Below are 12,621 nucleotides of genomic sequence, written 5' to 3'. Positions count from 1 at the left end.
ATCGAGATGACCGCGGCCCGCTCCGGCAGACCAGCCTTCTTCGTCGCGGCGATGATCGCCTTCACGTTCGCGGTCTGCTCGTCGTTGAGGCTGATCCGGGACTGCTCGCCCTGGGTGCCGTGCGGGATCAGCTTGCTGCTGTCGGGCTTGTCGGCCTGCACCGCTACCGCGACGGGCTTGGCGTCGACGGGGTTGGCCACGTGGGCGATCGGACCGGCGAACACACCACCGGCGAACGCGAGACCAGCAACAGACAGGACGCTCTTACGCATGATCGTGTTCATGGGGGTAGCTCCTTCGGGGGTAGGACACCCCGACCGCCAAAAGGGGGGGACGGTGGGGTGTGAGCACCTCGTCCGGCGCTGCACAAACAAAGAGGAAAAGTTTGGGGGGTGACGCCCTGTCGGGCGTCGGGTCGGCGACCTGGCGAGCCGGGGGGCTCACGACGCCGGGTCCCTGTGTAACGACCGGGGGGCCGGGGTCATTCCGGGGGCGGCCCATCCATCAGCACCCTCATCGAGGCGGTGCCTGCGGTCGTTCGTGGGGACTGTAACTACCGGGTGGAGGCTGGCATTCCAGCCTGCGCCGACCAGCCCCCAGGGTCGGGCGGTGGGTCGGTGGTGCTGCGATCGTCAGGGTATGTAACGACCCCGGCCCGGCCATGATTCCGGCCCACGAGTGTGCCCGGCCACGCCCCACAAACACCCACCAACGGACAAACCACCCACACAACGCCTGCGCCCGACGCGCCGATCACCCAAGACCCGCTTGATCCACTCGGCTGCACGGAAGTCGGGGCATCCGGGACGCCCGGACACCCCAACTTCACGAAACTCGGGTCGATCACGAATGAAGCGATCGGCGCACAACACCCAGTGCCGGCAAAGCCCTCACAGCGGTCGGCATGGCGACTGGCGGGAAGGGTGGACGGAGGTGAGCGCGCTCGGGGCGGTTATTGGCCCGTCAGGCGGGAGCGCACCTTCGCGGCGCAGGCGTCCAGAGCCGTCTGCGCGTCCAGCCCGAGGCTTTCGATGGCCACCAACGCGGTGAAGGCGACGTCGGCCAACTCCGCCGCGACGTCCTCACGGGTGTGGGTGACACCCTTGCGCGGATTCTGCCCGAGCAGACCGATCCAGGCAGCCGAGGCCTCACCCGCTTCCTCGGTGAGCTTGAGGATGCGGCAGGTCAGTTCGGTCTGCCCGGTGCCGTTCGCCGCGTCCAGCCAGCCGCGTGACGCTCGGGCCGCCTCCCAGATCGACTCGTCCACGACGACCAGTCAACCCGATCGACCCACCGGCCCGAACGACCGGGTAGGGCTGGACAGCTGTGTTGACCGGCGGATCAGCGAACCCATTGACACTGGTCGACGGCGGTTCTAGGTTCAGGACGCTACCGGCCGGTAGGCAACCGTCCCGCTGGTCGCCCTCGGGCGACAACCGTCCGATGGGGAGCATCGATGCTGTCCACACCCCTTCGCACCCTCCGCCGCCTGCTCGCCGCAGCTACGACGCTGACCCTCGCGGTCGGGCTGGCCGGTGCCACGCCGGCCAGCGCCACCGGTCGCGACGCGAGGGGCGGCGAGCCGCTGCCCGGCTACACCATCGAGAATCCGCCGTTGGCACCGCTGGTCGTTGGCGGCAAGCCGACGACGGTACGCCAGGGCGTGCACCGCCACGCCGGGTACATCATCGAGGTCCCCGCCCGGTGGAACGGTGACCTGGTGCTGTGGGCGCACGGCTACCGCGGCCAGGGCACGGTGCTCTCGCCGGAACCGCCGGCGTTCGGGCTGCGCCAGCGCCTGCTGGAGCAGGGGTACGCCTGGGCGTCGTCCTCGTACGACCGCAACGGCTTCGACATCCGCTCCGGGGTGCTGGGGACGAAGGATCTCGCCGACCACTTCGGGCGGACGGTCCGCCGACCGCAGCACACCTACGTCGCCGGGGTGTCGATGGGTGGGTACGTCATTGGTCGTTCCCTTGAGCAGTACCCCGGCTTCTACGACGGCGCGTTACCGATGTGCGGTGTGCTCGGTGACCAGACGCTGCTCGACTTCTACCTGGACTACAACCTGGTCGCGCAGGCGCTCGCCGGGGTGCCGGCCTATCCCACGCCGGCTGACTATCTGACCAACGCGGTGCCCCGCATCCAGGTGGCGCTCGGCCTGGCCGGGCTGACCCCCACCGGGCCGGACACCACCACCGAGCGGGGCAAGCAGCTACGGGCGATCACGGTGAACCGTTCGGGCGGGCCGCGTCCGGGAGCCGACGCCGCGTTCGCGGTCTGGAAGGACTTCCTCTTCTCGATCAGCGTGCCCACCGGGAGCGGCAACTCCCCCGCCCAACGGCCCGGTCAGCTGTCCACCAACCTGCTCACCCGCTACACCCCGAACAGCCCGGTGAACGTCAACGCGACAGTGCACCGCGTCGCCCCGGAGAACGTGCGGCAGCGGCTCCTGCCGACGCTGACCGAGGTGCCGCGGATCGCCGGCCGGCCGACCGCGCCGGTGCTCAGCCTGCACGGTCTCGGCGACCTGTTCGTACCGTTCAGCATGGAGCAGGCGTACGCCACCGACGTGGCGCGGCACGGTCGCAGCAGGCTGGTGGTTCAGCGGGCGATCCGGGCCACGCAGCACTGCGAGTTCACCCCGGCGGAGGCCGGCGCCGCCTGGGACGACCTGGTGTCCTGGGTACGCACCGGCAAGCGCCCGGCCGGCGACACCGTGACCGACCCGGCGGTGGTGGCCCGACCCGACTACGGCTGCCGGTTCAGCGACCGGGCTGCGTACGCGGCCGGGGTCGGTACCCGCCGCCTCTACCCGGCCTGCTGAGGTACGCGGACACGAAGAACCGGCCGGCTCCCGTCGAAGGGAGCCGGCCGGTCTCGTGTCCGGGTGTCACCAGAGCTGCTGGACGATGTCCGCCGCCTGCTCCTCCCACTGCGCGTACGCGTACGGGAAGGCGGAGACCTGCACGGTCTGCGCGGCGGTGGTCAGCGGCAGGTCCTGCCAGCCGCCGACGTTCTTGAGTGCGGTGAAGAACGCCGTGGCGGCGTACTCCGGGTCGGTGATCTGGTCGGGCGTGCCCCAACCGGACGACGGACGCTGCTGGAACAGGCCCTGCGAGTCGTGGTCGTTGTACGCACCGAGGTGGCCGAGGTTGTACAGCTTCGACTCCTGCAGCGAGGTGGCGATGCCGATCACCGCACCCCGGTCACCGACGCCGGTCTTCTTGGCGGCGTCGACGATGGCCCGGGCGTTGGCCAGCTGCGCGTCGTCGAGCGGTACGCGCGACTGCGCGCCCTCGATGCCGTGCGGGATCAGCTGGGCGCGGCTCGGCTTGCCGGCCGGCGGCTTGCCGGTGGCGGAGCCGGTGGTCAGGCCCGACTCGACGGGCTGCTCATCCTGGCGTGCCGAGGTGGCGGCCTTGCCGGTGGCAAGGTCGATGGCGGCGACGGCGCCCTGGTGCGGTCCGGAGGTGACCGGGGCGGCGGCTGCGGTCGGCGCGAGCGCCAGACCGCCGAGGGCGGCGACACCCGCCACGCTCAGCGCGGTCTTGCGGTACGAGTCCTTAGCGATGGCGGGGAGCCATCGAGTGAAGTCGACCTTCACGATGGTTGCCCTTTCGATCGTGCGAAGCGCTCCGGGGTGAACACTCCTCGGGAGATGACCGCGGAAAAGGGTTTGGGCTCCGGCGGTACGGGGGACACAACCAGGTTCACCTGTCGGGCATTCCGGAATTGCCCGAGCCCTGGCCCGATGCGGTCCCGGTCACGCGCAGAGTCGGACAGGCCGGCCCTGCCGACGTCAGGCCAGACAGCCGTGACGGATGGTGTTTTCGGAACCTGGGCGCCAATATCCGAACGCCAGCCTTGCTCTGCTTACCAATACGCACCGGCCACGTTTCGTGACCAGGGCGAGATACCTTCGTGGCTGGCGAAAAAGGCATATTCGCCGCTCACGGGAAGTAATGCCGACAGGTCAGCAGAGCAAAGGGGGAATGCAGGGCGATGGAGTCAGCTGTCGCCGTCACCTTCGGGCTCCGCATCCCGCGTCCCGACGCCCTCGTCCGGCCTGAGGAGTTCCTGGAAGATGGTGATCTGGAGCCCGGCGGGGGCGTCCAGGCGGGAGTTGAGTGACTGCCACGGCGTACGCGTCGGCGGCGCGATCTCGCTCGCACCCGCGGCCACCAGTCGAGCGGTCGTCGCCTCGGTGTCGTCCACCTCGAAGGCCACCCGGATCCGCGGCGCGACCTGCCGACCCACCTCGACCTCGTCGATCAGGCGTTTCTGCGCGGGGTTGGCGATCTCCAGGGTGGCGCGGCCGGCGTCCAGGATCACCACCCGCGCATCCCCCTCGCCGCTGAACGCCGCCTCCTCCGGCAGGCCCAGCGCGTCGCGGAAGAACGCGACGGCGGCCTCGTGGTCGGTGGCCTCCACCACGAGGCGCAGCTGACGAACGGCGGGGGCGGTGGCGGGCGAGTCGGCGGCCATGAGCCGGATCTTAGCGTCGCGGTAGGGCTAGGTTGGGACCGTCCAGGAGGGAGCGACGATGGTCGAGGCAGTGAGTGACGACGCGTACCTGCTGCACCCGGTCGGCCGGGTCGCCTCGTCGCTGACCGACGCGGCGAGCGCGCCACGGCAGGGCGACGAGGGCGCCCCGACGGCGTGCCTGGTCTTCGACCGGCAGGTCGAGCGGGCCGTGCGCGACCTGCGGGTCGGCACGGAAATGCTCGTGCTGACCTGGCTGGACCGTGCCCGGCGCGACGTGCTCGCGGTGCACCCACGCGGCGACGAGAACCGTCCGGAGACCGGGGTGTTCAGCACCCGCTCACCGCATCGACCCAACCCGATCGGGCTGCACCGGGTGCGGGTCCTGGCGGTGGACGGGCTGCGCGTCGAGGTGGCCGACCTGGAGGCCCTCGACGGCACCCCGATCCTGGACGTCAAACCGGTGCTGGGCGCGGCCGACCAACGCTGAGCCCGTCGACCACGCCACAGCGCCGGTAGACCGTCGACCAACGCGTCGGCAGACCGACTGGTCAGCCCGGCCTGAGACGCCGGCGGCGTCAGTGGCCGCGGTCCAGCCACTCCTGCAGGTGCGGGGCCTCCGCGCCGATCGTCGTGTCGTCGCCGTGGCCGGTGTGCACGACCGTCTCCGCGGGAAGGGTCAGCAGGCAGGTGCGGATCGATCGGACGATGGTGTCGAAGTCGCTGTACGAGCGGCCGGTAGCGCCTGGGCCACCGGCGAAAAGCGTGTCCCCGGTGAACACCGCGCCCAGCTCCGGTGCGTGGAAGCTGCACGCCCCGGGGCTGTGCCCGGGTGTGTGCAGCACCCGCAGCGTGGTGCCGCCCACCTCGATGATCTGCCCGTCGTGCAGCTCGCCGTTGGGCGGCAGGTGCGGGTGGACCATGTCCCAGAGGACCCGGTCGGCCGCGTGCAGCAGCACCGGCGCGCCGGTGGCCTCGGCCAGCTCGGGCGCCACCCGGACATGATCGTCGTGGGCGTGGGTGGCCAGGATCGCCCGGACCTGCCGGTCGCCCACCAGGGCGAGGATCGCCGCCACGTCGTGCGGCGCGTCCAGGACGACGCACTCGCGGTCGTCACCGATCACCCAGACGTTGTTGTCCACGTCGAAGGTCTGCCCGTCCAGGGAGAACGTTCCCGAGGTGACCGCGTGGTCGACGCGGGCGGTCACGGGAACACCACCACCGAACGGAGCACGTCGCCGTGGTGCATGCGGTCGAAGGCGTTCTCGACCTGGTCGAGCGCGATCTCCTCGGTGACGAACGCGTCCAGGTCGAGCCGGCCCTGCAGGTACAGCTCGGTGAGCATCGGGAAGTCCCGGCTGGGCAGGCAGTCGCCGTACCAACTGGACTTGAGGGCGCCGCCACGCCCGAAGACGTCCAGCAGCGGCAGCTCGATCTGCATCTGCGGGGTCGGTACGCCGACCAGCACCACCGTGCCGGCCAGGTCGCGTGCGTAGAACGCCTGCTTCCACGTCTCCGGTCGGCCCACCGCGTCGATCACCACGTCGGCGCCGAAGCCACCGGTGGCGGCACGGATCGCCTCGACCGGGTCGGTCTCGGAGGCGTTCACGGTGTGGGTGGCACCGAACTTGCGGGCCCAGTCGAGCTTGCGGCTGTCGGTGTCCACAGCGACGATCGTGGTGGCGCCGGCGAGGACCGCACCGGCGACCGCCGCGTCCCCGACGCCGCCGCAGCCGATCACCGCGACCGAGTCGCCCCGGGTGACGTTTCCGGTGTTCATCGCCGCCCCCAGCCCGGCCATCACCCCGCAGCCCAGCAGACCCACTGCGGCGGGTCGGGCCGCCGGGTCGACCTTGGTGCACTGCCCGGCGTGCACCAGGGTCTTCTCGGCGAACGCGCCGATGCCCAGCGCCGGGGCGAGTTCGGTGCCGTCGGTGAGGGTCATCCGCTGGGTGGCGTTGTGGGTGTTGAAGCAGTACCAGGGCCGACCCCGACGGCAGGCGCGGCAGACCCCGCAGACCGCCCGCCAGTTGAGCACCACGAAATCGCCCGGGGCGACGTCGGTGACGCCCTCGCCGACCTGCTCCACGATGCCCGCCGCCTCGTGACCGAGCAGGAACGGGTAGTCGTCGTTGATGCCACCCTCGCGGTAGTGCAGGTCGGTGTGGCAGACCCCGCAGGACTGAATCCGGACGATCGCCTCACCGGGCCCGGGATCGGGCAGCACGATGGTGGTGACCTCGACCGGTGCGCCCTTGCTGCGGGAGATGACTCCCCGGACTTCCTGGCTCACTTCGCCTCCTGCTGGTGGTCTGCGGCGGGGCCGGGTGCCGGGGTGGGCGGGTGTGCCACGGGCTCGGCGGTGGGCCCCCGGCGAACCTACCGCGACCACCACGGCCAGCCCACCCGGCCCGGCGGGTTATCGCGGGCGGTGCGGGGTACGCGGGCCGCATTCGACCACGGCCAACGGGAGTGACAATGAAATTCGCGCACCTGCCGCTACGGGTCAGCATCGGCGCGTACTTCCTCAACTCGGGTCTGGGCAAGCGCACTCTGGAGGGCACCGCCGCGGAGGGCTTGCACGGGATGGCGGTCGCCGCCATGCCCCAGCTCGGTCAACTGGAGCCAGCGCGCTTCGCGAAGCTGCTGTCGTACTCGGAGATCGCGCTGGGTGCCGCGCTGATCGCGCCGTTCGTCCCGGCGCCCCTGGTCGGGCTCGGCCTGACCGCCTTCGGCGCGGGACTGGTGCAGCTGTACCTGAAGACGCCGGGGATGCGCGAACCCGGCAGCATCCGCCCGACCCAGCAGGGCGCGGGGTTGGCCAAGGACGTCTGGCTGGTCGGCGCGGGGCTGACCCTGGTGCTGGAGGGGCTGACCCACGGCCGTCGGCTCGGCTGACCGGCGGGCGGCCTGAGGAAACTGCGGTGAGCCAGCCTCGGTCGGTGCGGCCGTTCTACCGGCCGATGCGGCCACGTCGTCGCGACGAGCCGCACCGCGCGGCCACACCGTTGGAACTCTTCTTCGACCTGTGCTTCGTGGTGGCCGTGTCGCAGGCCGCCACGAACCTGCACCACGCCGTCGCCGAGGATCAGCTCGGCCACGCGCTGACCAGGTACCTGACGGTCTTCTTCGCGATCTGGTGGTCGTGGATGAACTTCACCTGGTTCGCCTCGGCCTACGACACCGACGACGACCTCTACCGGATCGCGACGCTGGTCCAGATCGCCGGTGCGTTGATCATCGCCGCCGGCGTGCCCCGGGCGTTCACCGAGGGCGACTTCAGCGTCATCACGTACGGCTACGTGGTGATGCGGATCGCGCTCGTGGTGCAGTGGTGTCGGGCCGCCGCCGGTGACCCGGCGCACCGCCCGGCGGCCCGGCGGTACGCGATCGGCGTCACCGTCGTCCAGCTCGGCTGGCTGCTCCGGCTGGCCCTGCCGCAGAGTTGGGGAACCGCGGCGTTGCTGCTGCTGGTCGTGGCCGACCTGCTGGTGCCGGCGGTGGCCGAGCGACCGGGGATGACCCCCTGGCATCCGCGACACATCACCGAACGGTACGGACTGTTCACCCTGATCGTGCTCGGTGACGTGGTGCTGGCCACGTCGGTGGCCATCCAGACCGGAGTGGATGCCGGCGACCGTCACCTCTGGTCGCTGGCGGCGGCGGCCACCGTGATCGTGTTCGCCCTGTGGTGGCTCTACTTCGACCGGCCCATCGAGGCGCCCGGCCGGCTGCCGTACTCCCTGGTCTGGGGCTACGGCCACTACCTGATCTTCGCGGCGGTCGCCGCGGTCGGCGCGGGTCTGAACGTGTCGGTGGACCACGAGCGGCACCTCGCGCACATCTCGGAGAGGACCGCCGGCTACGCGCTGGCCGTCCCGACCGCCGTCTTCCTGCTCACGGTCTGGGTGCTGCACGTACGTCGGCAGCAGCACGGCGCGGTCGCCGTCGCCTTCCCGGTCGTCGCGCTGCTGGCACTGCTGGCACCGCTCGGCCCGGCACCGGTGTACGCGGTGGCGGCGCTGCTGGTCGCCCTCGTGGCGTTGACCATCCTGTTGCGCCGCCGCGACGTGGGCCCGAGCGCGACGGCGGCCGGCCCGGCCTGAACCGCGCTCACGCCACCTCGCGGGCCGGGTCGGCGAGGGTGTCGGCGGTGCGTTGCGCGGGGACGGCGGGAGCGGGCGGCGCCGGGCGGGCCACGCCCCGGTTCAGGCCGGTGACCAGTAGCCGGTTGTACGAGGCCGGCATGACCCGGGCCAGCAGGTCGGGCAGCTTCGCCGACCAGCCGATCAACACCCGGCCCCGACGCCGCTCGACGCCGCGCAGGATCACCTCGGCGGCCCGCTCCGGCGCGATGGTCAGCAGCTTCTCGAACTGCGCCCGACCGGCCGCGTACTCGTCGTGGGAGACGCCACTGCCGATCCGGGCGTTCTCGGTGATCCGGGTGCGGATGCCGCCGGGGTGCACCGAGGTCACCCCGATCCCGTCGTCGACCAGTTCGTGGCGCAGCGCCTCGGTGAAGCCGCGTACGGCGAACTTGCTCGCCGCGTACGCGGTCTGCCCGGCCGGCGCGATCAGCCCGAACAGGCTGGAGATGTTGACCAGGTGCGCGCCCGGCTCGGCCCGGAGGGTGGGCAGCAGCGCGTGGGTCAACTGCGCCACGGCCCGGAAGTTGACGTCGATCACCCAGCTGAACTCGTCGAACGTCACCTGGTCGAACCGACCGCCGAGGCCCACGCCGGCGTTGTTGATCAGCAGGCGTACCCGGGGGTGCCGCTGGCCGATCTCCGCGGCCACCTGGGCGGTGGCGGTCTGGTCGGCGAGGTCCACCAGGTACGTGGCGAGCTGACGATCCGGGTGCTCGGCGCGGATCGCGGTGGTGACCGCGTCCAGCCGCTCGGCGTCGCGGTCCAGCAGGACCAGATCGCTGCCTCGGCGGGCCAGCGCGTGGGCCAGCGCGGCGCCGATGCCACTGGCCGCCCCGGTGACCACGGCGGTCGCACCCGCGAAGTCGAACCTCTGCACGATCCTGCTCCTCTGCTGGCGGTTATCGACGCTCGGACGCGAGGGGACGTGGGGTGCGCTCGGCCCCGGTCACCCCGCCGGCGCGCGAGAACCGCACCCCCTCGTCGGTGAGCCGGCCGTGCCGCATCAGCAGCACGTCGCGGGCGTAGTTCTGGTGCAGCCGCCACGGTGTGGTCGCACCCTGCTTGGGCAGCGTGTCGACGGCACGCAGCACGTAGCCGGAGCGCAGGTCGATCAGTGGCACCCGCTCGGCGTCGGGCGGTGGGAGCGGGGTGACGACCTGCTGGCCGGTGCGATCCAGGTGCCGCAGCAGTCGGCAGACGTAGCCGGCGACCAGGTCGGCCTTGAGCGTCCACGACGCGTTGGTGTAGCCGAGGGTCAGCGCGAAGTTCGGCACGCCGGAGAGCATCATGCCCTTGTAGGCCACCGTGTTCGGCAGGTCGACGTCGACGCCGTCCACCCGCAGCGTCAGACCACCGAGGGCGAGCAGGTTGAGCCCGGTCGCGGTGACCACGATGTCGGCGGGCACCTCTACGCCCGAGGCCAGTCGGACACCGCTCGCGGTGAACGTGTCGATGGTGTCGGTGACCACCGACGCGGTGCCGTCGCGCACCGCCGTGAACAGGTCACCGTCGGGTGCCACGCAGAGCCGCTGGTCCCAGGGGTCGTAGCGGGGCGAGAAGTGCCTGTCTACGTCGTACCCCACCGGGAGCAGGCCCCGCGCGGCCCGGCGCAGCACCCGCTTCACCAGGCCGGGCGCACGCCGGCTGAGCTGGAAGTTGACTGTGGACAGCAGCACGTTCTTCCAGCGCACCACCGGATACGCGGCCTTCGCCGGCAGCCAACGCCGCAACGCGTCGGCCAAGCGGTCGCGGGCGGGCAGCGCCAGGATGTACGTCGGTGAGCGCTGGAGCATGGTCACGTGCGCGGCCCGCCGCGCCATCGCCGGCACCAGGGTGACCGCTGTGGCGCCGCTGCCGATCACCACCACCCGCCGACCGGTGTGGTCGAGGTCGTCAGGCCAGTGCTGCGGGTGCACCAGCCGCCCGGCGTACGCCTCGACACCGGGCAGGGGCGGGGTGTAACCCACGTCGTAGCGGTAGTAGCCGGCGCAGGCGAAGAGGAACGAGCAGGTCAGCACCACGATTTCGGCGGTGTCGGTGCGCTGGGCGTGCACCGTCCAGCGGGCGGTCTCGCTGTCCCACTCGGCGTGCAGCGCCCGGTGGCGGAAGCGGATGTGCCGCGGCACGTCGTACTCCCGGGCGGTCTCCCGCACGTACTCCCGGATGGTCGTGCCGTCGGCGATGGCCTTCGGCGCGGTCCACGGCTTGAACGAGTAGCCGAGGGTGAACATGTCCGAGTCGGAGCGGATGCCCGGGTAGCGGAACAGGTCCCAGGTGCCGCCTATGGCGTCGCGCGCCTCGAGCACCGCGTACGTCTTGTCGGGGCAGTCACGACGAAGGTGACAGGCGGCGCCGACGCCGGACAGGCCGGCGCCGATGATCAGCACGTCGACGTGGTCGGAGGCCATCACGTTCCTCCATCGGGGCGGTGATCGGACCCTAACACCGCACCCGAACGGCCGAAAGTCAACGCGTGACCACTCCCCCGCGGTCGAGTCGAGCTCGGGCACGTTCGTTGGCGAGCCGGACGAGCAGCTGGTCGAAGTCCGCCGCGTCGAGCACCGGCCCGTTCTCCTTCCGCCAGCCCACGCGCCGGGACCGCCGCTGCACCGCCGACTCGAACGCCCCGTCGGTCGTGCGCACCCAGCAGGCGAGGCGCGACGTGGGCTCGCCGAGGAACAGCGCCGGACTCGCCTCGAACCCGGACACCCGCGACCAGGGCAGGGTGCGGGTGGAGAACACGTGCCGGAGCCGGACGCCCCGATCGTTGACGTAGATCCCGACCAGGTGCAACCGGAAGGCGAAGGTCAGCCACACCCCCATGACAAGGAACACGCCGGCCATGCCCAGGGCGGTCCGCACGTCGACCTCACCCCGGATCAGCGCCCGCCCGGCCAGGACCGACGTCGTCGCGGCCACGGCGCACCCGCCCAGCAGCACGAACCCGGTGAACACCTGACGAGCGCCCCACGGGTCCATCCGCTGCCATCTCCGCATGGCCTGGAGGCTAGTCCTCCGACGCTCGGGTGAACGTCATGATCCAGTTGGTCTCCCAGGTCTGCTCGCCGTCGACCGAGAACGCCTGCTCCCAGCGGGCGGTGGTCGCGCTGATGCCCGACCAGATGAACCGGCACCGGACCGGGCGCCCCTCGTGCTGGTCGTCGGCGTAGAAGTGGCCGACCCCGTCGACGAAACGCCCCACCATCGGCGGCAGCCCCAGCACCCCGACGTCGCTGCTCATCCAGTAGATCGACCACTCCTGCCGAGCCGGGTCGAAGATCCGGATCGTGGCGCCAGCGGAGCCCTTGGTCGGGAACGTGATCTCGTCGAAGTGACCGCCGCCGGCGAAGAAGCCGTGGGCCACCGACACCCCGGGGAACTCCTCCCACTCGTCGGAGCCGACCAGCCGCTTGCGCAGCCGCCGGTTGACGACGTTCCAGGTGCCCACAAAGAAGTCGAAGTCGCCCATCAGCGGCCCACCGGCCCTTCCGCTCGCGTGTCACGCAGATAATTGATCAGATTCGGACTCTCCGGCAGCAGCATGTGCCGTACCCAGGCGGCCCGCTCGTGTTCCAGAACCGCCAACTCCCAGACGCAGCCCACCGCCGGACGGCGTAGGTGGACGAAGTGTGCCGGGTCGTCGTCGGGACAGTCCAGCGCCGGCTGCCCGGCCGCGGCGACGCGGATCTCCACCGCGTTGTCCCACACCCAGGTGTACGCCAGCAGATAGGCGCCGGTGTCCGCACCCCGGTGCAGCACCACCCACCCGGCGGCCGGGGTGCCGTCGTCGACGACGTCGGCCAGCAGGTCGGGCAGCAGGTCGTACGCGGCCTTCTCCACCTGGGGTTCGATCGGTCGCTGCGGCTGGTCAATGTGGTAGCGCTTGAGTTGCCGGTCGCCGATCAGCACCGGTCCGGGCGTTCGTAGTTCCTTGTCGCGAAATGCCATGCCGGGACGGTAGGACGGGTCCCCTGACAACTAGTGTCAG

General features: G+C 71.1%; 13 protein-coding genes and 3 pseudogenes. 4 read left to right on the top strand and 12 right to left on the bottom strand.

What is annotated here, in order from left to right; genetic code table 11:
* Both ABTW72_RS30900 and ABTW72_RS30895 read right to left on the bottom strand, forming a co-directional pair.
* Positions 1–284, bottom strand: a pseudogene (locus ABTW72_RS30900) (hypothetical protein); the annotation flags it as partial.
* Positions 285–952: 668 nt separating this feature from the next.
* Complete coding sequence (locus ABTW72_RS30895; protein WP_210785127.1) at positions 953–1,267, bottom strand: MazG-like family protein; 315 nt, start codon at positions 1,265–1,267, stop codon at positions 953–955.
* Positions 1,268–1,456: 189 nt separating this feature from the next.
* Between ABTW72_RS30895 and ABTW72_RS30890 the strand changes: the two genes are divergently transcribed.
* Complete coding sequence (locus ABTW72_RS30890; RefSeq protein ID WP_350865003.1) at positions 1,457–2,827, top strand: alpha/beta hydrolase family protein; 1,371 nt, start codon at positions 1,457–1,459, stop codon at positions 2,825–2,827.
* Positions 2,828–2,893: 66 nt separating this feature from the next.
* On the opposite strand, the pseudogene ABTW72_RS32780 reads toward ABTW72_RS30890, so the two are convergent.
* From ABTW72_RS32780 to ABTW72_RS30880, 3 genes and pseudogenes are all read right to left on the bottom strand, one after another.
* Positions 2,894–3,334, bottom strand: a pseudogene (locus ABTW72_RS32780) (hypothetical protein); the annotation flags it as partial.
* 80 nt (positions 3,335–3,414) lie between these two features.
* A pseudogene (locus ABTW72_RS32775) lies at positions 3,415–3,607 on the bottom strand (hypothetical protein); the annotation flags it as partial.
* A 404-nt stretch (positions 3,608–4,011) separates the two neighbouring features.
* Positions 4,012–4,488, bottom strand: a complete 477-nt coding sequence (locus tag ABTW72_RS30880; RefSeq protein ID WP_350865000.1) for a VOC family protein — start codon at positions 4,486–4,488, stop codon at positions 4,012–4,014.
* A 58-nt stretch (positions 4,489–4,546) separates the two neighbouring features.
* On the opposite strand from ABTW72_RS30880, the gene tsaA reads away from it, so the two are divergent.
* Positions 4,547–4,975, top strand: coding sequence for a tRNA (N6-threonylcarbamoyladenosine(37)-N6)-methyltransferase TrmO (gene tsaA, locus ABTW72_RS30875; protein ID WP_350864997.1), 429 nt, complete (start codon positions 4,547–4,549; stop codon positions 4,973–4,975).
* Positions 4,976–5,063: 88 nt separating this feature from the next.
* Here tsaA and ABTW72_RS30870 read toward each other — a convergent pair whose 3' ends face one another.
* A complete protein-coding gene (locus ABTW72_RS30870; RefSeq protein ID WP_350864995.1) occupies positions 5,064–5,693 on the bottom strand; it encodes an MBL fold metallo-hydrolase in 630 nt (209 codons plus the stop codon).
* Entirely contained in the window at positions 5,690–6,778 is a 1,089-nt protein-coding gene (locus tag ABTW72_RS30865) for an S-(hydroxymethyl)mycothiol dehydrogenase (RefSeq protein WP_350864994.1), read from the bottom strand. The genes ABTW72_RS30870 and ABTW72_RS30865 overlap by 4 nt, the downstream gene beginning before the upstream one ends.
* A gap of 185 nt (positions 6,779–6,963) precedes the next feature.
* Between ABTW72_RS30865 and ABTW72_RS30860 the strand changes: the two genes are divergently transcribed.
* Positions 6,964–7,383, top strand: a complete 420-nt coding sequence (locus tag ABTW72_RS30860; RefSeq protein ID WP_350864992.1) for a hypothetical protein — start codon at positions 6,964–6,966, stop codon at positions 7,381–7,383.
* 26 nt (positions 7,384–7,409) lie between these two features.
* Positions 7,410–8,591: a low temperature requirement protein A gene (locus ABTW72_RS30855; protein ID WP_350864990.1), complete on the top strand. Its 1,182-nt coding sequence runs from the start codon at positions 7,410–7,412 to the stop codon at positions 8,589–8,591.
* Positions 8,592–8,598: 7 nt separating this feature from the next.
* Here ABTW72_RS30855 and ABTW72_RS30850 read toward each other — a convergent pair whose 3' ends face one another.
* From ABTW72_RS30850 to ABTW72_RS30830, 5 genes are read right to left on the bottom strand one after another with little or no spacing between them, the layout of a single operon-like run.
* A complete protein-coding gene (locus ABTW72_RS30850) occupies positions 8,599–9,510 on the bottom strand; it encodes an SDR family NAD(P)-dependent oxidoreductase (protein ID WP_350864988.1) in 912 nt (303 codons plus the stop codon).
* Positions 9,511–9,532: 22 nt separating this feature from the next.
* Positions 9,533–11,044, bottom strand: a complete 1,512-nt coding sequence (locus ABTW72_RS30845; protein ID WP_350864986.1) for a flavin-containing monooxygenase — start codon at positions 11,042–11,044, stop codon at positions 9,533–9,535.
* 55 nt (positions 11,045–11,099) lie between these two features.
* A complete protein-coding gene (locus ABTW72_RS30840; RefSeq protein WP_350864983.1) occupies positions 11,100–11,630 on the bottom strand; it encodes a hypothetical protein in 531 nt (176 codons plus the stop codon).
* 10 nt (positions 11,631–11,640) lie between these two features.
* On the bottom strand, positions 11,641–12,102 hold the full coding sequence (locus ABTW72_RS30835; RefSeq protein WP_350864980.1) for a hypothetical protein: 462 nt from the start codon (positions 12,100–12,102) through the stop codon (positions 11,641–11,643).
* Positions 12,102–12,581 carry a hypothetical protein gene (locus ABTW72_RS30830; RefSeq protein WP_350864977.1) on the bottom strand — a complete coding sequence of 160 codons (480 nt, stop codon included), beginning with the start codon at positions 12,579–12,581 and terminating at the stop codon, positions 12,102–12,104. Before ABTW72_RS30830 ends, ABTW72_RS30835 begins: the two co-directional genes overlap by 1 nt.
* Between the last annotated feature and the right edge of the window lie 40 nt (positions 12,582–12,621).

The organism is Micromonospora sp. NPDC127501 (assembly GCF_040302185.1).
Classification (GTDB): Bacteria; Actinomycetota; Actinomycetes; order Mycobacteriales; family Micromonosporaceae; genus Micromonospora.
Note: the sequence above shows the minus strand (reverse complement) of the source record. Positions and strands in the feature narration are given on the sequence as shown.

Coding starts and splice junctions, on each gene's coding strand:
- ABTW72_RS30890 (WP_350865003.1), top strand. CDS start 1,457: ATGCTGTCCACACCCCTTCGCACCCTCCGCCGCCTGCTCGCCGCAGCT.
- ABTW72_RS30830 (WP_350864977.1), bottom strand. CDS start 12,581: ATGGCATTTCGCGACAAGGAACTACGAACGCCCGGACCGGTGCTGATC.
- tsaA (WP_350864997.1), top strand. CDS start 4,547: ATGGTCGAGGCAGTGAGTGACGACGCGTACCTGCTGCACCCGGTCGGC.
- ABTW72_RS30880 (WP_350865000.1), bottom strand. CDS start 4,488: ATGGCCGCCGACTCGCCCGCCACCGCCCCCGCCGTTCGTCAGCTGCGC.
- ABTW72_RS30840 (WP_350864983.1), bottom strand. CDS start 11,630: ATGCGGAGATGGCAGCGGATGGACCCGTGGGGCGCTCGTCAGGTGTTC.
- ABTW72_RS30835 (WP_350864980.1), bottom strand. CDS start 12,102: ATGGGCGACTTCGACTTCTTTGTGGGCACCTGGAACGTCGTCAACCGG.
- ABTW72_RS30860 (WP_350864992.1), top strand. CDS start 6,964: ATGAAATTCGCGCACCTGCCGCTACGGGTCAGCATCGGCGCGTACTTC.